General features: G+C 58.7%; 23 protein-coding genes and 1 tRNA gene. 17 read left to right on the forward strand and 7 right to left on the reverse strand.

Going from position 1 to position 18774, the window contains the following annotated elements:
• The 13 genes from CHN51_RS10605 to CHN51_RS10665 all read left to right on the forward strand — a co-directional run bounded on the left by CHN51_RS10605 (position 1) and on the right by CHN51_RS10665 (position 10423).
• The gene (locus CHN51_RS10605) at positions 1 to 249 is read left to right on the forward strand and encodes a hypothetical protein (RefSeq protein WP_100093986.1); all 249 of its coding nucleotides are present in this window, start codon (positions 1 to 3) and stop codon (positions 247 to 249) included.
• The gene (gene leuD, locus CHN51_RS10610) at positions 250 to 843 is read left to right on the forward strand and encodes a 3-isopropylmalate dehydratase small subunit (protein ID WP_100093987.1); all 594 of its coding nucleotides are present in this window, start codon (positions 250 to 252) and stop codon (positions 841 to 843) included. It begins immediately after the preceding gene.
• Between the two features lie 31 nt (positions 844 to 874).
• Positions 875 to 1876 carry an NADPH:quinone oxidoreductase family protein gene (locus CHN51_RS10615; protein WP_173202843.1) on the forward strand — a complete coding sequence of 334 codons (1002 nt, stop codon included), beginning with the start codon at positions 875 to 877 and terminating at the stop codon, positions 1874 to 1876.
• A 70-nt stretch (positions 1877 to 1946) separates the two neighbouring features.
• Positions 1947 to 2273, forward strand: a complete 327-nt coding sequence (locus tag CHN51_RS10620; RefSeq protein ID WP_100093988.1) for a DUF1476 domain-containing protein — start codon at positions 1947 to 1949, stop codon at positions 2271 to 2273.
• 4 nt (positions 2274 to 2277) lie between these two features.
• The gene (locus CHN51_RS10625) at positions 2278 to 2511 is read left to right on the forward strand and encodes a BolA family transcriptional regulator (RefSeq protein WP_100093989.1); all 234 of its coding nucleotides are present in this window, start codon (positions 2278 to 2280) and stop codon (positions 2509 to 2511) included.
• A gap of 10 nt (positions 2512 to 2521) precedes the next feature.
• Positions 2522 to 2854 carry a Grx4 family monothiol glutaredoxin gene (gene grxD / locus CHN51_RS10630; protein WP_100093990.1) on the forward strand — a complete coding sequence of 111 codons (333 nt, stop codon included), beginning with the start codon at positions 2522 to 2524 and terminating at the stop codon, positions 2852 to 2854.
• Positions 2855 to 3292: 438 nt separating this feature from the next.
• Positions 3293 to 3661, forward strand: coding sequence for a BlaI/MecI/CopY family transcriptional regulator (locus CHN51_RS10635; RefSeq protein ID WP_100093991.1), 369 nt, complete (start codon positions 3293 to 3295; stop codon positions 3659 to 3661).
• Positions 3658 to 5553: a M56 family metallopeptidase gene (locus tag CHN51_RS10640; protein ID WP_100093992.1), complete on the forward strand. Its 1896-nt coding sequence runs from the start codon at positions 3658 to 3660 to the stop codon at positions 5551 to 5553. Before CHN51_RS10635 ends, CHN51_RS10640 begins: the two co-directional genes overlap by 4 nt.
• 99 nt (positions 5554 to 5652) lie before the next feature.
• Complete coding sequence (locus CHN51_RS10645; RefSeq protein ID WP_100093993.1) at positions 5653 to 6525, forward strand: MBL fold metallo-hydrolase; 873 nt, start codon at positions 5653 to 5655, stop codon at positions 6523 to 6525.
• Entirely contained in the window at positions 6522 to 7238 is a 717-nt protein-coding gene (locus CHN51_RS10650; RefSeq protein ID WP_100093994.1) for a DUF4230 domain-containing protein, read from the forward strand. Before CHN51_RS10645 ends, CHN51_RS10650 begins: the two co-directional genes overlap by 4 nt.
• Entirely contained in the window at positions 7235 to 8314 is a 1080-nt protein-coding gene (locus tag CHN51_RS10655; RefSeq protein WP_100093995.1) for a galactose oxidase, read from the forward strand. Before CHN51_RS10650 ends, CHN51_RS10655 begins: the two co-directional genes overlap by 4 nt.
• A 133-nt stretch (positions 8315 to 8447) precedes the next feature.
• Positions 8448 to 9461: a quinolinate synthase NadA gene (gene nadA / locus CHN51_RS10660; RefSeq protein ID WP_100093996.1), complete on the forward strand. Its 1014-nt coding sequence runs from the start codon at positions 8448 to 8450 to the stop codon at positions 9459 to 9461.
• A 195-nt stretch (positions 9462 to 9656) separates the two neighbouring features.
• Positions 9657 to 10423 (forward strand): IS5 family transposase gene (locus tag CHN51_RS10665; protein ID WP_100093997.1). Its coding sequence is split into 2 segments (ribosomal slippage): positions 9657 to 9981 and positions 9981 to 10423, totalling 768 coding nucleotides; the frame shifts between segments, so codons are not numbered across the junction.
• A 53-nt stretch (positions 10424 to 10476) separates the two neighbouring features.
• Here the strand turns inward: CHN51_RS10665 and CHN51_RS10670 are convergent.
• Together CHN51_RS10670 and CHN51_RS10675 are read right to left on the reverse strand one after the other, a co-directional pair.
• Entirely contained in the window at positions 10477 to 10767 is a 291-nt protein-coding gene (locus tag CHN51_RS10670; protein ID WP_123906301.1) for a helix-turn-helix domain-containing protein, read from the reverse strand.
• Positions 10727 to 11002 carry a BrnT family toxin gene (locus CHN51_RS10675; RefSeq protein ID WP_100093999.1) on the reverse strand — a complete coding sequence of 92 codons (276 nt, stop codon included), beginning with the start codon at positions 11000 to 11002 and terminating at the stop codon, positions 10727 to 10729. The genes CHN51_RS10670 and CHN51_RS10675 overlap by 41 nt, the downstream gene beginning before the upstream one ends.
• Before the next feature lie 308 nt (positions 11003 to 11310).
• On the opposite strand from CHN51_RS10675, the gene nadC reads away from it, so the two are divergent.
• Positions 11311 to 12171, forward strand: a complete 861-nt coding sequence (gene nadC, locus CHN51_RS10680; protein WP_100094000.1) for a carboxylating nicotinate-nucleotide diphosphorylase — start codon at positions 11311 to 11313, stop codon at positions 12169 to 12171.
• Positions 12172 to 12286: 115 nt separating this feature from the next.
• On the forward strand, positions 12287 to 12958 hold the full coding sequence (locus tag CHN51_RS10685) for a ribonuclease T2 (protein WP_100094001.1): 672 nt from the start codon (positions 12287 to 12289) through the stop codon (positions 12956 to 12958).
• On the opposite strand, the gene CHN51_RS10690 is transcribed toward CHN51_RS10685, so the two are convergent.
• Positions 12936 to 13241 (reverse strand): helix-turn-helix domain-containing protein, encoded by a 306-nt coding sequence (locus tag CHN51_RS10690; RefSeq protein ID WP_206169888.1) that lies wholly within the window; start codon positions 13239 to 13241, stop codon positions 12936 to 12938. The two genes, CHN51_RS10685 and CHN51_RS10690, sit on opposite strands and share 23 nt — an antisense overlap.
• A 73-nt stretch (positions 13242 to 13314) precedes the next feature.
• Between CHN51_RS10690 and CHN51_RS10695 the strand changes: the two genes are divergently transcribed.
• Complete coding sequence (locus tag CHN51_RS10695; protein WP_100094003.1) at positions 13315 to 13863, forward strand: carboxymuconolactone decarboxylase family protein; 549 nt, start codon at positions 13315 to 13317, stop codon at positions 13861 to 13863.
• Here CHN51_RS10695 and CHN51_RS10700 read toward each other — a convergent pair.
• From CHN51_RS10700 to CHN51_RS10710, 3 genes are read right to left on the reverse strand one after another with little or no spacing between them, the layout of a single operon-like run.
• Positions 13860 to 14282 carry a DUF4112 domain-containing protein gene (locus tag CHN51_RS10700; RefSeq protein ID WP_100094004.1) on the reverse strand — a complete coding sequence of 141 codons (423 nt, stop codon included), beginning with the start codon at positions 14280 to 14282 and terminating at the stop codon, positions 13860 to 13862. The genes CHN51_RS10695 and CHN51_RS10700 overlap by 4 nt on opposite strands.
• A 31-nt stretch (positions 14283 to 14313) precedes the next feature.
• Complete coding sequence (locus tag CHN51_RS10705; RefSeq protein ID WP_100094005.1) at positions 14314 to 15801, reverse strand: ABC transporter substrate-binding protein; 1488 nt, start codon at positions 15799 to 15801, stop codon at positions 14314 to 14316.
• Complete coding sequence (locus CHN51_RS10710) at positions 15798 to 17339, reverse strand: peptide ABC transporter substrate-binding protein (RefSeq protein ID WP_100094006.1); 1542 nt, start codon at positions 17337 to 17339, stop codon at positions 15798 to 15800. The genes CHN51_RS10705 and CHN51_RS10710 overlap by 4 nt, the downstream gene beginning before the upstream one ends.
• A gap of 79 nt (positions 17340 to 17418) precedes the next feature.
• On the opposite strand from CHN51_RS10710, the gene CHN51_RS10715 reads away from it, so the two are divergent.
• Entirely contained in the window at positions 17419 to 18600 is a 1182-nt protein-coding gene (locus CHN51_RS10715; protein ID WP_100094007.1) for an acyl-CoA dehydrogenase family protein, read from the forward strand.
• 63 nt (positions 18601 to 18663) lie between these two features.
• On the opposite strand, the gene CHN51_RS10720 is transcribed toward CHN51_RS10715, so the two are convergent.
• Positions 18664 to 18750 (reverse strand) — tRNA-Leu (locus CHN51_RS10720).
• Positions 18751 to 18774 lie beyond the last annotated feature (24 nt).

Genomic DNA, 18774 nt, shown 5'->3' on the forward strand with positions numbered 1-18774 from the left:
ATGAGCGAGGACAATAAAAAAGATGAGCCGTCCGTGAAGGATCAGGCTTCCACCGACAATGAGGCGGGTAAATGGTCCACCGGCGCCAAGGTCGGGGCAGCGATCGGCTCGGCAGCTGTGGCCGCGGCGCTGATTTATGCGGGCCGGCATCAGATGAAAAAGCATGATGATTTCAAGGCGGTGAAGGGCAAGCCACTGCCGAAATATGAAAATGAACCGGATTATGACGATGATGGCGAGGAAGAGTAGATGAAACCCGTCAATCGCGTTGAAGGCCGCGCCATTCCCTTCGGTCAGAAAAATGTCGATACCGATGTCATTATCTCTGCCGAATGGCTGAAGACGATTTCCCGGGAAGGGCTCGGCAAGGGCGCGTTCGGGTCGATCCGGGCAAAGGAAGGCAATGTTTTCGATGATCCGGAATATGCCGGTGCCTCGATCCTGATCGCGGGCGACAATTTCGGCTGCGGTTCGAGCCGCGAACATGCGGCCTGGGCGCTCGACGACATGGGCATCAAGGCGGTGATCGCGCCGAGCTTTTCCGATATATTTGCGGGCAATGCCTTCAAGAACGGCCTGCTGGCCATCGCCTTGCCGCAAGACGCGATCAACCGGCTTATGGAAGTCGCCAAGACCGATCCGGTCACCATCGACATGGAAAGCATGAGCGTGACGACACCGTTCCAGGACCGTTTCCCGTTCGAGATGGACCCGTTCCGGCACCAGTGCCTGGTCGAAGGGCTGGACGAAATTGACCTGACAATGGCGAAATCGGATGCCATAGAACGGCACGAGAAAAACAGCGATTCTGCAAAGCCCTGGCTGATACCGGCCACGGCATAGAATCCAGAAAAATTCCAGGGAAGGGAATGATATGAAGGCTTTGATGTCAACCAAAGTGGGCGGACCAGATACACTCGAGATGCTGGACGTCGCCGATCCGGTCGCCGGCAAGGGGCAGGTGCTGATCGATGTCAAAGCCTGTTCGATCAACTATCCCGACGTTTTGATCATCCAGGACATGTACCAGTTCAAACCGCCGCGGCCATTTGCTCCGGGCGGAGAAGTGTCCGGCGTCATCGCAGCTGTCGGCGAAGGCGTTGAAGATCTGAAGGTCGGTGACCGTGTTGCCTCGACCACGGGCCATGGCGGCCTGGTCGAAAAGGTTGCTGTCGACCAGAACAGCGTGTTCAAGATTCCTGACAGTGTTGGCTTTGAAGATGCGTCCGCGCTGCTGCTGACCTATGGCACGTCGATCCATGCGCTGGTCGATCGTGGCCATATCAGCGAGGGTGATACACTGCTGGTGCTTGGTGCTTCGGGCGGTGTCGGTATCGCTGCCGTCGAACTGGGCAAGGCTTTTGGCGCGCGCGTCGTCGCGGCGGTGTCCTCCGAGGAAAAGGCGGCTTTTGCCAAAGAAGCCGGCGCTGACGAGACCGTGATCTACGAGCGGGCTCCTTTCGACAAGGACCAGTCGAAGGCGCTGGCGGCGCAATTCAAGGCTGCCGTCGGTCCGAATGGCGCCGATGTCATCTATGATGCGGTAGGCGGCGACTATAGCGAGCCTGCGGTACGCTCGATCGCCTGGGAAGGCCGCTTTCTGGTGGTCGGTTTTCCGGCCGGTATCGCAAAACTGCCGCTCAATCTGACCCTGCTCAAGTCCTGCGATGTCTGTGGTGTCTTCTGGGGCGCTTATGCGATGCGCGATCCCAAGGGCAACCGCGCCCATATCGACCGGTTGTTCAAGCTTTGGGAACAGGGCAAGATCCAGCCCCGCGTGTCGGAGGTTTTCGCCTTTGAAGACGCTGGCCAGGCCATCCAGAAAATGGCGGATCGCGGCGCTATCGGTAAATTGGTGGTCAAGGTCGCCGACTGATTGGCCGCACGCACTTGCAGGAAGCATCGGTAATGCCTATTTTTATGACAATATTGATCAAGGGAAAGCCATGACAGACTTTAACGATCGTGAACGCGCGTTTGAAACCAAATTCGCGCGTGATGAAGAAATGGAATTCAGGGTAACTGCGCGGCGTAACCGTCTGCTGGGCCAATGGGCTGCCGAGAAAATGGCGCTGACACCCGAAGAGACCGCTGCCTATGCGAAAGAGGTCGTTGCGGCCGATTTTGAAGAAGCGGGTGACGAGGACGTCATTCGCAAGCTGCTCGGCGATCTGACTTCGGCTGGTGTCGACATTGATGAATCGGCTATCCGTACCGCTCTGACCGAAAAGATGGTTGAAGCCCGGCGTCAGTTTATCGAAGAAGCCAGCTAGCCATATGCCCATGGCAAGCGCAGATATCGAGGCGATGATATTGGCAGCCTTTCCGGACGCTTCGGTTGAAATTACCGATCTGGCCGGGGATGGCGACCATTATGCCGCCAAAGTGACCTCTGCTGCGTTTGCGGGGATGAACCGCGTTAAACAGCATCAGGCGGTTTACGCGGCACTGAAGGGAAAGATGGGCGGTGAACTGCACGCGTTGCAACTCACCACCGCGGTTCCCGACTAGGAGAATATTTATGACCGATGTAAACGAAAAGATCAAAACCGTGGTGAACAGCAATGATGTGGTGCTGTTCATGAAGGGAACCCCATTGTTTCCGCAATGCGGGTTTTCGAGCCGCGCGGTTGCCATTCTCGAGCATCTCGGGGTCGGCTTCGAGTCCTTCGATGTGCTGCAGGACATGGAGGTCCGCCAGGGGATCAAGGATTATTCCGACTGGCCCACAATCCCGCAGCTTTATGTCAAAGGCGAGTTTGTCGGCGGCAGCGATATCATGATGGAAATGTATGAAGCCGGCGAGCTGGGCGAATTGATGGCCGAGAAGAAGGTTGCTCCCGCCGCGGCCTGATCTCCTTCCCGCCAGGGATTGCTGACAAATAAAAAACGGCTCGGTCTAGGAGGACCGGGCCGTTTTTATTTGGGGTAAGTTTCGTCGAAACTTGTAATGAGAGGGGTCAACGAAGACCAGTAAGTCGACCCCCTCATTTACACCTCCTGCAAGGAGGATTTGGGTGTTAAGTGTTAAAGACATGATATTCGTAGCACCGCTCGTGCCACTTTTGAAATATCACGATATATCAGCTATATAGATGGTTTAACCGCTGTTAACGGTTGTAAAATTGTAAGATATTCCGACAGCGAGCCCGATCCCCGTCCGCACCGCTTTTCGACAAACGGTCGATGGTCGTCCACGAACGACATCGCTTTCCGGATTGATTGTTTACATCCGTAGTCATTGAAACTACAGATGTAGTCACTGACGATTCTCAAGGGAGGGACCAATATCGTGACCGAGCGCATTAGCGATGCCGAGCACGCCGTCATGGAAGTCCTGTGGAAACGCGCGCCGATGACCGCAACGGAAGTGGCTGAACAGGTTATCCCCGCGAAGGACTGGTCGCTCCAGACAGTCAAGACCCTCTTGTCCCGTCTGGCTGCGAAAGCCGTGGTCGGCACCGAGCGCGACGGGCGTCGGTTTCTCTATTCTCCGCTGGTGGAACGGGATGATTATCTCACCGGCGTATCACGAAATTTTGTGGACCGGCTTTTCGGGGGAAAAGTCACGCCATTGGTTGCGCATCTGGCCGAGGCCGATGAACTGAGCGCCGATGATATCCGCGAAATCGAGGAGCTTTTGAGGGAGTTGAAAAAATGAGCGGCGAATTGAACCAGTGGATCTGGGATACCATGTTCTCGATGACCTTGCTGATGGCGCTCGTATTGATCGTCCGCAAGCCGGTCAGCCATTTTTTCGGAGCGCGCATTGCTTATCTTCTGTGGATATTGCCGCTGGCCCGTCTGTTCATGCCGACGCTGACGCTGGAGGCACCCGCTGTCACCGAACCGGTTGCCCCATTTGTACCGATGGCGCTGGGATCGGAAATGGTCGCCAGCGTACCCGCCCAAGCGACCGCGCTCAGCGCGCTGGCATCGCTCGACTGGATGATGATCGGCATCATCATCTGGCTCGGCGGAGCCGGTCTTCTGTTCATCAGCAAACTGGCTGCCTATCTTCAATTTAGGGAGGATATCGTGTCGGACGGAAGGCTGATCGGTCGGCACGAGAATATCAAAATTCTCGAAACCGCAGCGATCAGTGGGCCACTGGCTTTCGGCCTGATTGAAAAATATATTGCGGTTCCCACCAATTTCTTCCGCGACTATGCGCCGCGCGAGCGGGAGCTGGCGCTGGAACATGAGATCGCACATCACGAATCAGGCGATCTGGCCGCCAATTTCGTCGGGCTGACGATTCTGTCGCTGCACTGGTTCAACCCGGTCGCCTGGTTTGCCTGGATCGCTTTCCGGCAGGATCAGGAGACCGCATGCGACGCGCGCATCCTGGCGAAGAGCGGTCGCGAAGTCCGGGCTGTTTACGGCCGTACGATCGCAAAGTCTGCTTCCGGCCACCGCCTGGGTCTCGCCAGTCCGCTGAACCAGAAGGACAAGATCAAAGGGCGTCTCAAGATGCTCGGACGATCCGAAAAATCCTCGCTGCGCCGGAAACTGGGCGCTGGACTGGTGGCGGTCGGTACGGTGGTGACATTGCCGCTGACCGCGACGGTCACCTATGCAGAGTCAGTAGAGGCGGTAGAGCCGCTGGATATTCCGGAACCTCTGACACCCGCAATTCCCGCTGCGCCGCTCGCGCCGACGGCACCGGAAGCGCCTGCGGCTCCTCTCGCTCCTGCAGCCGATAGCGAGACGGTCAACATCACTATGCTCAATGGGCGCAAAGCTGCCGACCTGTCGAAGGACTATGTGCACAAGATCAAGCATAATGGCAGAACCGTCATCCTGCGTACCGACAAGAAGCTGAGCGAAAAAGAAGTGCGCAAGATGGTTGTCGAAGCCGAAAAATCACGGCTGAAGGCAGAGAAGTCCTTGCTTCAGGCAGAGCAATCGCGGACCACGGCTCAGGAATGGCGCATCAAGGCAGATGAATCACGCCGGAAAGCGGAGCAATCCCGGCTTCAGGCAGACGTGTCCCGGGCCAAGGCCGCGGAATGGCGGATCAAAGCCGACAAGGCGCGGCGGGAAGCTGACATCAAGCGGGAACTGGCTGCGGCCGAAAGAGAGATGAAGCAGGAGCTTCGGGAAGCCGAGCAGGAAATGCGCGAAGCCCTGAACGAAGCCGCAGTGGAGCGGAGCGAAGCGATGAAAGAGGCTCGCCGGGCCCAGCAGGAGGCACTGCAGGAGGTAACGCCCGTCGCCCGCCTCACATCGATATTCTACACCAAGGGAAGCACGCGATCTTCCGCCACTGATGTCAAGGTCAAGGGCCCCGATTGCATCGCCATGAACAAGCAGATCGCCATGGGTGGGGCTAATGGTCTGGCGACGCAGGCCTGGGCCGTGGTGGCGGGGTGCGGCGGCTTTGAGGTCAAGGTCGACAAGGCCGCGATTCTCGATGCCGCGCTGCAGGGGCTGAAAAAAGAACGGGCCGAGGTCGTGAACTGCAAGGATGACAAGGTCCAGCGCGCCAGGAAGATCGAGGAAATCGACCGCAGCATCAAACAGGTGAAGGCCCAGATGGCGATGATTTAAGCCGGGGAAACCGTTTATAACGGGGCAAAAGGGCGGTTCGTTTCACGGGCCGCCCTTTTTCGTGGTTGTTTTATGGCCCGGATATGCCACATCAGAGCCATGGACTTTGACCCTTCAAAATATCCCACCGGCCTGTGCGAGCAGATGGAACCGCTGGTCGCCCGCGTGCTGGCCGGCAATCCCAGCCCCTATACCTATACGGGCACCCAGACCTATATTGTCGGAAACAAGTCCGATCGGGCGGTCATCGATCCCGGCCCTGCCATTGACGGCCATATAGACGCGATACTGGCCGCTGTCGGCAACGCACGGATCACAGCGATCATGTGCACCCACACCCACCGCGACCACAGTCCGGCTGCTGCGCCGCTGGCTACGCGCACCGGCGCCCCGATCATCGGCTGCGCGCCGCTGGTTTTGGCAGATGATGGCCCGCGCGCCGATGAAAGTTTCGACAAGGATTATAAGCCCGACCAGGTGCTCGCTGATGGCGAGACGGTGTCCGGAGACGGCTGGACCATCGAGGCGGTGGCGACACCTGGACATACCTCCAATCATCTCTGCCTCGCGGTGCAGGAATCCGGCGCGATGTTTACCGGCGACCATGTCATAGCCTGGTCTACCAGCGTCATCGTGCCGCCCGATGGCGACATGGCCGACTATATGGCGAGCCTGCAGAAGCTTTATGAGCGCGAGGACAAGGTCTATTATCCTGCCCATGGCAAGAAAGTGACCAATCCGCGCCAGCTGGTCCGCGGTATGATGGGGCATCGCAAACAGCGCGAGCGACAGATACTGAAACTGCTGGAAGAAGGTCCCGCCGCGATCAAGGATATGGTTCCGCGCATGTACAAGGGGCTGGACCCGCGGCTCAACGGCGCGGCCGGGCAATCGGTGCGTGCGCATCTGATCGACCTCCAGAACAAGGGCCGTGTGGCGGAAACGGGTGACGTCTGGGCGATGGCCGGATGACGGCGGAAACATCACGCCGCTTCTGGGTTCCGGTTGCTGTCACCGGCGTGATATTCATCATATTGGGCGCTCTTGCCTGGCTGCTTTTTGCCCGCGTGGAAAACAGCATCGCGCCCGACCCAGTGTCGATCGCCAATGCCAGCCTGACCAATATGCAGGAGCAGAACCGGCTGACGGTCTTTTCCGCCAGCTATAATGCCACCGTCACCACGACGCTGACCAGGCTTGGCCTCTCGGCCCGCAAGACCCTGATCATGCCCGGGACGGTGCGCTACGAACTGGATTTGGCCAAGCTTGGCGCCGATGATGTCCGCTGGGATGCTCGCGACAACACGCTTTATGTCGAGATCCCGGCGATCGAAATCGCCCGGCCCGAGGTGCATATCGAGCAAATCCAGACCTATGATGACGGCGGCATATTGATGGCGCTGACCGACGCGCAAGAGGTCCTCGACCAGGCGAACCGCAAAAAGGGTGTCGATGAATTGGCGAAGCAGGCGCTAAACCCCATGCAGGTTCGTATGGCCCGGGAAGCCGCACGTCGCGCGGTGCGGCATAATTTTGCTGTGCCGCTGCAGGCCGCTGGGGTGGAAGCGAAGGTTGACGCCTTTTTCCCATATGAACGCAGCCGCTACAAGGAACGGTGGGACTATTCGCGGCCGATCAGGGATGTGCTGGCGGAACAGCAGAAGAAGAGGGAAGAGGCGCAATGAGATTGCCGATCATGACTGCGACAGCGATGCTGGTGGCTGGACTGGTCTTGGCGGGCTGCGAACGGACTCCGCAGCCGGAACCGCTCTCGGAAACCGCTGGTTTTGCCCTGCCGGAGCCGATCTCCAATAATGCGGTGGCCGTTGCCGACGGATCCGAAGGTCCGACATTGTACAGTTTCAACGGCCTGAAAGCAGGCAAGACGTGGAAAGACACAAGCAATGCCGCTTATGCCTGCGTGATCGCGTTGGAGTCTTGCAAGACGATTGCTTCGGTGCCGGTGCTGGAAGGGCGACTGGCCAGCGCCGCGGTGACCGTGGCTGGAAAAATCTATATTTTCGGCGGCTATACCGTCGCTCCCAATGGTGACGAGATCTCCACCCCGGAGGTATTTGCTTTCGATCCCGCAACCGGGCGTTACGAACAAAAGGCCGATATGCCGACCCCGGTCGATGATGCGCTTGCCGTGCCCTATCAGAACCGGTTCATCTATCTTATTTCCGGCTGGCATGATGAGGGTAATGTAAGCGTCGTGCAGATGTTCGATACGCAGACAGGCGCCTGGACCGAGGCTACGCCCTTTCCCGGTACCCCTGTCTTCGGACATAGCGGCGGGATCGCGGGCGACAGCATCATTGTCAGCGACGGGGTGGCGTCTGTTTTTGCCGACGGGAAGCGCAAATTTGTGGCGGCAAAGCTGACCTGGCGCGGCGATGTCGACCCGAAAAACCCGACGCAGATTACGTGGCGCGGCGTCGATGCCCATTCCGGTTCAGCGAAATACCGGATGGCGGCGATTGGCGACGAGGCCGGGCAGCGGATCATTTTTGCCGGCGGTGGCGACAATCCCTATAATTATGACGGCATCGGCTATGACGGGGTGCCGGCCAAGCCATCCGGAGGCTTTTTTGCTTATGATCTGAAAAGCGACCGATGGATGGAACTGGGGCGCCTCGCCGAACTCAGCATGGACCATCGCGCGCTCGCGAAGGCTGGCGGGGACTATTATATCTTGGGCGGCATGGATGCGGAGCAGAAGGTCACCGACCGGATTGTCAAATTCCGTATCAGCAATTGATTTCCTTTGGACGGTAACTTGCCCTAAACTAGTCGGGAATCAGAAACTCCGTTCGCCCTGAGCCTGTCGATGGGCGGCAAGAGCATGTTTCGACAAGCTCGACAGCAACGGAACAGGAAATAGGAAGAGTATAATGGACGCACGTGGTGGAATTGGCGGCAGCTTGGCCGGGGTCGATATTGTCGAGGAAATCAACAAGCTGCGCAAGGAGCGCAACGCGATCATCCTCGCCCATTATTACCAGAAGCCGGAAATCCAGGATATTGCCGATTTTGTCGGTGACAGTCTCGAGCTTTCCCGCAAGGCGGCGGAAACCGATGCTGATGTCATTGCGTTCTGTGGCGTGAAATTCATGGCCGAGACCGCGAAAATCCTGTCGCCGGAGAAGATTGTCGTGTTGCCGGACATGGATGCCGGCTGCTCACTGGAAGACAGCTGCCCGCCGGACAAGTTCAAGGCGTTCCGCGACGAGCATCCCGATCATATCGCGCTGACCTATATCAACTGCTCGGCCGAGGTGAAGGCGCTTAGCGACATCATCGTCACCAGTTCATCGGCGGAACATATTCTCTCGCAAATCCCGCTCGAGCAAAAGATCATCTTTGGCCCGGACAAGCATCTTGGTGGATATATCGCCAAGAAAACCGGCCGCGACATGCTGCTCTGGCCCGGTGTCTGCATCGTCCACGAAGCGTTCAGCGAGACCGAGTTGCTCAAGCTGCAGGCCCAGCATCCCGATGCGCCGGTTGCCGCCCATCCCGAATGCCCCGCCTATATTCTCGATCACGCCGACATGGTCGGCTCGACCAGCGCGATCCTGAAATATGCGAAGTCATTCGACGGCGACACGATCATCATCGCCACCGAACCGCATATCATCCACCAGATGGAAAAAGCGGTACCGGAAAAGAATTTCATCGGTGCGCCCGGCGCGGACGGCAACTGCAATTGCAATATCTGCCCCTATATGGCGCTCAACACGATGGAGAAACTCTATGTGGCTCTGCGTGACCTCGAACCACGCATCGAGATGGACGAGGAACTGCGCCTGCAGGCCCGCAAGTCGATCGACCGGATGATGGAAATGGCGAGCGCAACGGTCGGGCAGGGGGACCTGGGGCCGACTGATCTGGCGCATGAGGGTTGAGCTGAAAGTTTCTCCTTCTCCCTTGAGGGAGAAGGATACGAAGCCTTGTCCGCAGGATTAGGCGCAGTTGGATGAGGGTGTTCCCCGTCATCGAGAGCAGCGCACCCTCACCCAGCTACGACTAGGTTGTGTACTCATAAAGGGGATTCCCATAGCGCAATAGATGTGATTCACTGTCTTTAGAGGAGGTGTATCATGGCACGATTTGATTTGAGTGATGCGGAGTGGTCGATTATCGCTCCGCTATTGCCCAACAAGCCGCGCGGCGTGGCGCGGGTGGATGACCGGCGGGTACTAAACGGTATTTTTTACATTTTGCGCACGGGCTCGCCCTGGCGGGACCTTCCGGCACGCTATGGCCCGTACACGACGGTCTACAATCGCTTCAACCGATGGGCGAAGGCTGGTGTTTGGATTAATATATTCAATGCCTTGGCAGCAGGTTCGCCAGAATCCATGGCATTTATCGACAGTTCCATCATTCGCGCTCACCAGCATTCCAGCGGTGGTAAAAAGGGGGCCCGGATCACGCCATTGGTCTCTCTCGTGGGGGACTGAGTACCAAGCTGCATGCCGTGGTCGATGCCGAGGGCTTGCCAATCCGTCTCGCCCTGTCGCAAGGCCAGATATCCGATCATGCGGCCGCCGCCGGTCTGGTCGCCAGCCTGAAACGCCTACGCCATCTCGTCGCCGACCGGGGTTATGATGCCCGCGCCCTGGTCGAACAGGTCGAGGCCATGGGTGCCACAGCCCATATCCCAACCCAGCGCAATCGCAAGATACAACGCTCAGTCGCCGCGAACATATATCGTCAGCGCAATCTGGTCGAAAGATACTTCTGTAAACTCAAGCACTTCCGAAGATGTGCCACCCGCTTCGACAAGCTCGCCAGAAACTTCCTCGCCACCGTCGCACTCGCGTCAACCAGACTCTGGCTAAGATTTTATGAGTCCACGACCTAGGCAGCAAGCTGCCAAGTCTGCGCAACCCTCTCCCTGGAGGGAGAGGGATTCGCTTACCCCGCCATCACCCTCTTCACCACTTCCGGTTCTGCCCGGATCACCTTTAGATAAGCGCGGACCGCAGGCGGGGGCATGTGGCGGCCGATTTCATATTGGCGGATATTGGCGAGCGGGATGCCGTAGGTTTTGGAAAATTCCTCTTGGGTCATGCCGAGGTCGTAACGGAGTACCCGGATGAAGCGGCCCATATGCGCGCGTTCGAGCCCCGCGACGCTGACGTCGAAGTCCTCCGGGTCATTCGGATCAGCGGGGATTGCGATCATAGTCTCTTTGTTCCCGGCCATTGCTCCTCCTTACTGAAATCAATCTTGTTGCCGCGCCGCGCTCTACATAGATTGTGGTAAAAAGCTTGCCGTCAACCAGACCAATCGCCTTGTACCTGTCTTCGCCGTCGATAGGTCTGAAGGACGGTAGAATCTCGACAAATGGATCATCAAAAATCCGCTGCCTGAACGACAGCCGCAGATGATGCTTTGCCCGGTTAATCGCATCCTTACCTGGACGAAATTCGAAATCCATGCCGCAATATATGTGAAACACATAGTCATCACAAGCGATGCGCTGCGAAAAGCCATGACAGTTTCGGCCAGTTCTTTGCTCTTTCTCTCGTAAGGAAGAAGGATATGGAGCCTTGTCAGCTTGCTGGCCAGGCGGAGTTGGATGAGGGTGTTCCGCCGATGATGGGGCGCGCGAAATGTGCGGAGCGGTGCACCCTCATCCAGCTTCGGCTAAACTCCTTCCTCGTTAAGCCTTCGCATCCTTCTCCCTCAAGGGAGAAGGCAGATTCCTGCTTTCACCTGACAGTCGATTGGGTTAGGTCGATAGTCATGACCTTCACCCTCGACCGTTTCGATCTCGACGCTTTCGTCGCAGCCACGCTCACCGAAGACCTCGGGGCACCTTATGGGGAAGGGGGGCGCGATGTGACATCGGAAGCGGTCATTCCCCCCGATGCGATATTCTCCGGCGTGATGGACAGCCGCCATGATGCGGTGATTGCCGGCCTGCCGATTGCCGAGGCGTTTTTCCGCTATCTCGATCCCGATGTGGAGATCGAAATACTGGTCGGCGAAGGCGAGGCGGTTGCAGCAGGCACCGATATCATGCGGCTGAAGGGCAAGGGGCGCGCGATGCTGACCGCGGAGCGCAGCGCGCTCAATACGGTGCAGCATTTGACCGGCATTGCCAGCATGACCAACGAATATGTCCGGAAGATCACAGGCACGGGCTGCACATTGCTCGACACGCGCAAGACCATTCCGGGACTGCGTGTGCTGGAGAAATATGCGACGCGGATGGGCGGGGCGCAGAATCACCGCATGGGCCTGTGGGACGCAGCAATGATCAAGGATAATCATGTGGCTGTGGCGGGTTCGGTCGGCGAAGCAGTCCGGCGCGCCAAGGATGCGGGCGTCGAAAATATCATTTGCGAAGTCGACCGGGTCGACCAGATCGAGCCGGCGCTGGCGGCAGGGGCGACGCACTTGCTGCTCGACAATATGGAGCCAGCGATCCTTCGCGGTGCGGTGACCCTGATCGCCGGCCGCGTGGCAACCGAGGCGAGCGGCGGCGTGACGCTGGAGACTATTCGCGACAAGGCGGAGACGGGGGTGGATTATATTTCGGTGGGCAGGCTCACGCAGAGTGCGCCTGCGGCTGATATCGGGCTGGATTTTGAACAGGTATAGCAATCGTCATCCCGGCGAAGGCCGGGATCCAGGCCAATCGTCTGAGCTACGGAAAACTCGGGTTAGGCCCCAGCTTTCGCTGGGGCGACCATCGATTTTAATCCTGTTTTTGGCTATGGCCGCGACCCCCGCCCAAGCCCAATCCTACCAATGCAGCCCTCCATCCGGCCTCAGCGCCCCCGCCGAGCGCAAGCCGGCATCCGAACCGCGCCGTATCAAGCCGATCACCCGCTACACCTTGGCGCTCAGCTGGTCGCCGGAATATTGCAACAAGCGCAAGGACAGCCGCCGCGACAAGACGCAGTGCAGCGGAGAGGATGGCAGTTTTGGCTTCATTCTCCATGGCCTGTGGCCCGACGCCCGCGATCCCGCCTATCCGCAGTGGTGCGCGCCGACCAGGGCGCTGCCACCGGCGGTGGTGAAGCGCAACTTCTGCATGATGCCCTCGACCCAAATGATGGCGCATGAATGGGCGAAGCATGGCACCTGCATGACCAAGCGTCCGGAAACCTATTTCCGCGTCTCGCGGATCATGTTTGATGCGGTCCGCTTTCCCGACATGGACCGGCTGTCGCGCAAGCCGCTGACGGCAGGCCAGTTCCGCAACGCCTTTGCGGCGGCGAACGAGGGGCTTCGGCCCGATATGATACGGCTGAAAATCAACCAGCGCGGCTGGCTGCAGGAAGTGAAGCTCTGTCTCGGCAAAAGCTTCCGTCCGCAGCGCTGTCCCGCCTATATGCGGGCGGCGAAAGACGATATGCCGGTCAAGATTTGGCGCGGGGGCTGATTTCCTTGTTCGCCCAGTCGGTCAGACTGGTCATGACTTTAGCCAGCTCCAGACCCTTGGCACTTAACTGATATCCGGCAGATTGATGCTCGATAATCCCCAACGCCTTCAGATCCCCGAGCCGGGCGTTGAGCGTTGTCGGGGACAGCATGTCGCAGGATTCTTGCAACGCGCGGAACGTAAATGGTCCGTTTCTCAGTTCCCACATGATCCGCAGAGTCCATCTTTTCCCAAGCGAATCCAGCAGGATCATGACGGGGCGATTGCTTTTCTGATTGCTCAATGTTGACACTCTCTTGACGCTACATAATTAGTAGCATATTTATGCTACAGAAAACATAGCAAGGAGTCGGGCCATGGGCAATATTCTTACCCCTGTCATGCCACCATATTCACCAGAGCTGACCGCCGTGATGCAACATTATCCGCGACAGGACGGCTATTTGCTGAAATTGTTTCGCGTGTTCGCAAACAGCGCGCGCTTTGCGAAAAAGGGCGTGCCCAATTTGCTTGATAAGGACAGTCCCTTACTTCTCCGCGAGCGTGAAATAGTCATTCTCCGGACGACCGCTAATAATGATTGCGAGTATGAATGGGGTGTCCATGTTGCGATCTTCGCCGGCGCAGCCGGATTTTCAGAAGCGCAGATTTCTGCCACTAAAACAGGAAAATGCGACGATCCGGCGTGGGATGACAAGGAAAAATCCCTGTTGGCATCGATTGATGATTTATGCCGCGCGGGAACCATAGCAGAGGAAAATCTTGCATCGTTTCAACGGTTTTGGACCAGAGAAGAGCAGATGGAAATAATGGCGCTATGCGGAACTTACCATACGGTCAGTTTTGTCGCCAATGGCGCGAGGGTGGAGCTTGAAGATTTCGCGGCCCGTTTTCCCACTGCCTAAACGTCTAGCGTCCGTGTACCGGGGTGATGCTTGTCGAGATGTTTGCGGATGATCTTCAAATTCTTGCTGTTCGAACGCCAAAAAAAGTCGAACACATCGCCGGCGAAAGGAATGGCACCGAGCGCCGTATCGATGCCGACATTGGCCGCCATGCGGGTCAGTTGCAGCTTGGACATGCCCAGATTGCGCGCTTCCCAGACAATATAGGCACCCATGAGGGCGGTGACGATGTCACCGACCACAGGGACCAGTCCGACGATGGAATCGACGCCGATCGGGCGATTGATGCCAGGGATCACGAAGGCGCGCTCCAGCACCTTCTCCATCGCCTCGACGCGGGTTCGGACCGCTTGCGGATCGCGGCTGACGTCGGGCAATTGCTCGGCGAGACGTTTTAACTGTTCTTCGGAAATGGCCATGCGACCTCCCTGTCATATACTAGTGATACAGTCAGGATATGGGGATGCCGACCAGCGGATTCAATGGATGCCAGCCCCTCGGGTTGACGGCAAAGCCGCGCTGGCCCTGCCGGGCGATGGACCAGCGGATCGGAACCGCGATCGGAATGAAATTATAATGGTCGATCAGTATGATCTCGATCTCGGCATAGAGACGGGCTTTGATCTGCAAATTGGTTGCTGCATCCGCTTCGGCGATCCTCGAATCGGCGTCGTTCAGACAGACCGTCGTTTTCATGCAGGTGAATTGCTTCAGAAACCACTGGGCGCTGTCATAGGGGGCGATCTCGTCGAGCAGCTGGACATCGGCCCTCTGGTTCAGTGCGACTTTCCGTGCGTCCAGCCCCACGCGCCGGAGATCGGACTGGATACGCTTGAACAATATATCGGCGCCCGCGGCATCGGGTAGCGCGATGGCCAGCGGCATGACCGGCCCTTCGGACGCTTTCCACCGACTGACATGGTTTCTGGCAAAGACTATCCGGTCCTGCATGGTCATGGCGGCCCAGTCGGGATAAGCGTTGATGCCCTCGACATCGAGCGCCTCGGGGATGATCTTGAGCCGGCTCTGCCAAGCGCTGACGCCGGGAAAGGAAGTCAGCAGGGCCGGGCGATTGATCGCCATAGCCAATATTTCCCGGTTGCCGGGAACCGCCCAGAACCCATTGGCCCGAATGAATCGCAGTCCGAACAGGCCGGCAACCGGATCGAGCCGCAGGTCGCCGCTGCTGATATCCGCCGCATCGACGAGCGGAAGATGATGATATTTGCCGTTCAGCACGACCTGCGCGCCACCCGCCCGGTAGCGGGCGATGGCGGTTGCGGCGGGTTCACTGCGCAGCGACACCCAGCGCTCGTCTTCTTCCTCCCCGTCCTGTTCTTCCTGCGATGGTTCTTCAAACTGTGTCAGTTTGATGCCATTGTCTTCGCTCAGCAGGCGCATTGGGCCAGCGCCATGCCCGGCCCGGAACAGTCCCATTTCCGGCTGGGCGAGCAGCTGGAGAAAATTGGGATGCGGCGCATCGAGCTTGATCTCGATCACCCGGCCTGTCATCGACACCACTTCGTCGACCACCGAAACATCATGTTGCAGGCGACTGTTGCGCAATTCGACAAAGCGTTCGCGCAGCAGGCGCGCAACCCGCTCGGCGGTGATCTCCCTGCCGTCGTCCCATCTGGCGTCGAACAGGCGGAAAATATAGCTCAGCCCGTCGTCGGAAACGATCCAGCGTGCAGCTAGCGCGGGTACCACCCGGCCCTCTTCATCAAGCCCGACCAGTCCCTTGGCAATTGAAGCGCGCATCGTTGCGGAGGCAAAATTCAGTCGCGTCCCGATCGGATTGATCCGCGTTTCGCCATCTTCGACCACGGTGACTCTCACCTGATCCTCATCTCCGGCAAAGCCGCAGGCGCCGAGCATCGTTACGGCGAAAGCCGCAAAAATGCTGTTACGCCGGAATGTCGAACGGAAATTCATCATGGCCTTATACGCAAAGTGCGGCTGGGATGCACATTGGAAATATTATCTTTCCACCCCGCGATCCGCTCCGCCACGAGGCTGCGGGTGACATAGAAATAGAGCGGCAGGACAGGCATGTCGGTAATCAGGATCGCTTCGGCCTGTTGCGTCAATGTCCGGCGTCGGGCCGGGTCCGGTTCGGCGAAAGCAAGCACGAGCAGCCGGTCATAATCGGGATTGTCGTAGCCTGAATAATTGCCCGCGCCATTGGCCTGCTGGTGAACCTGCAGGAAATTTTCCGGTGTCGGAAGGTCAGCAATCCAGCCGGAGCGGGCGAGCGAGAATTCATGGCGGCGCAGCGCGGCGAAATGGAGGGCTGCCTCGCTGTTGAACAGGCTGGCTTCGACGCCAAGCGGCTGCCACATGGCGGCCATCGCGACGGCAACCCGGCGATGTTCGGTGGAGCTGTTGAAGCGAATTTCGAAGCGCAGCGGATGGCCCGCGTCAAATCCCGCCGCCTCGAGCAATGCACGCGCTTCCCGCAATCTCTTCTCCCGCGGCCAGTCTGCCCATTCGGGCCTAGCCGCTTGCGCGCCGACCAGTCCTGGTGGCAGCAATCCCCATGCGGGAATATTACCGATGCCGATGACCTTCTCGGCGATCCACTGGCGTTCGACTGCCATGGACAGAGCGGTTCGCACCCTGCGGTCGTCAAAGGGCGGTGCGCGAGTGTTGAAAGCGAAATAATAGCTGCCCAGATAGGGCACGCTGTGGGCGGCGGCAGGATGATGTTCTTTCAGCCATTGATGGCGGCTTGCGGGGTAATCCGCCGCAATATCCGCGCCGCCGGAGAGGAACAGGCGCATCGCGGACAGGCTGTCATCCATCGGCTTCCAGATGATTGTCGCTGTGGGTGCCGCTTCGTCATGCCAGGCAGGATTGCGCTCCAGCCGGGCATGGTCATTCAGCTTCCATTCGGACAGTTGATAAGGTCCACTGGCGACCATCGGACGGTCCGCTGTCCACTGGTCGCCGGCTTCCTTGATCCGGTGGAGCGGCAGCGCTGCCATGGCCGGATGGGCCAACAGCGCCGGCAGCGCCGGATCGGGAGCGGCGAGCGATACGATCACCAGATTGCCGTCCGGCGCCTCGATAGCGAGTATATTGCCAAACAGGGCCTGGGCAGGCGCCGCCGTTTCGGACGCACGCAGGCGGCGCAGCAGGGCAGGGAAGAGCGAGGCATCAAAGGCAGTGCCATCGGAAAAGCGCAAATTGTCCCGCAGGGTGAAGGCCCAGGTCAGACCATCGGCGGCAATTTGCCAGCTTTTTGCCAATCCCGGCTCCGCCGCACCGCCGGCATCCAGACGGGTCAGACCCTCGAACTGGTCCGCAGCAACCCGGAGCGAGGACAAGTCGGATATTTTTTGCGGGTCGAGGCCCTTGATCTCCGAATCGGACAGGCGGACGATCTGCGCCGGTCCCGGCGCGGTATCTGCCACCGGTCTGCTATCGCAGGATATCAGCAGCAGGCAGGTGCAGAGAAGAGCGATATAGCGCATGTTACCCGTCTAGATGTTTTTGCCGGCTCGACAAAGCGGAACTCTTGTGCTTGTTCAATGCGCTTAGGAGAAATGCTGCATGACCGGCTTACATTATGATATTTCCACCATCGGCGATGTGGGGCCTGCGATTTCGGGGCTGTTGCCCGAAATTGCGGCGCGCGCTGAGGAAACCGAAAAGGCGCGGCGCCTGCCAGCCGATCTCGCGGCAAAGCTGGCTGGAGCAGGGGCCTTCAATCTGTCCAAGCCGGCTTCGCTGGGCGGGCTGGAGCTGGAGCCGCTCGACTTCATGAAAATCGTCGCCACGGTTGCCGAAGCAGATGCCAGCGCCGGCTGGTGCGTGATGATCGCGGTGACCTCGACGCTTGGCGCGGCCTATATGGCTGAGCCGGTGGCGCAGGAAATATTCGGGGCTGATGATGTCATCACCGGCGGTGTTTTCGCGCCGATGGGCCGGGCCGAGGACATGGGCGACCATTATCTGCTTAGCGGCCAGTGGCAATGGGGTTCCGGCTCCGCCAATTGCTCCTGGCTGGGCGGCGGGGCGATGATCTTCAAGGATGGGGAGCTGCAGAAATTCGATAATGATGCTCCCTATCACCGGATGCTGTTCTTTCCGGCCAGTGATGTCTCCTTCATCGACAGCTGGCATGTCGCCGGTTTGAAAGGCACGGGATCGGGCGATTTCTCGGTAGAGAAGGTGCAGGTACCAAAGGATCGCAGCGTGTCTTTCGTGGGCGACCAGCCTCGCAATCCCGGTGCCCTGTACAAGTTTCCGCTATTTGGCCTGCTGGCGCTCGGGGTGTCTTCGGTCGCTCTCGGCAATGCCCGGGCCGCGCTGGAAGAAATCCGCACTATCGCGATCAACAAGAAGACGCCCGGTGGCGGGCGTTCGATGGCGCAGCGGGCCACCGTTCAGGTCGAACTGGCGCGGGCGACGGCGCTGCTGGCCGGTGCTTTCGGCTTTCTGGAAAATGCCATTGCCGAATGCTGGGCCGAAGCGCGGGGCAGCGATGAAATTTCCGTGAAGGGCCGGGCCAATTTGCGCCTTGCCTGTGCCCATGCCACGGAAATATCCGCTGAAGTCTGCAAGACCGCCTATACGCTCGGCGGCGGATCTGCGGTCTATTCGGACAACAGTCTGCAACGCCGCTTCCGCGATGCCCATGTCGCGACCCAGCATATAGCGACGGCTCCTGCCGTATTCGAACTCGCGGGCCGGATATTGCTGGATCAGCCCGCTGACATGGCAATGTTATAGGGATGGGGCAAAAGCCGGATATCTGCACGGTGCGACCGGCCAGGCCAATCGATTGTCAAAAACTGGTGCGGACGGCGGGACTCGAACCCGCACACCCATTTCGGATAGCAGATTTTAAGTCTGCTGCGTCTACCATTTCGCCACGTCCGCACCGGTAGGTCCAGCTCTTGCCGG

It is taken from the genome of Sphingorhabdus sp. YGSMI21, assembly GCF_002776575.1.
In the GTDB taxonomy this organism is placed as follows: Bacteria; Pseudomonadota; Alphaproteobacteria; order Sphingomonadales; family Sphingomonadaceae; genus Parasphingorhabdus.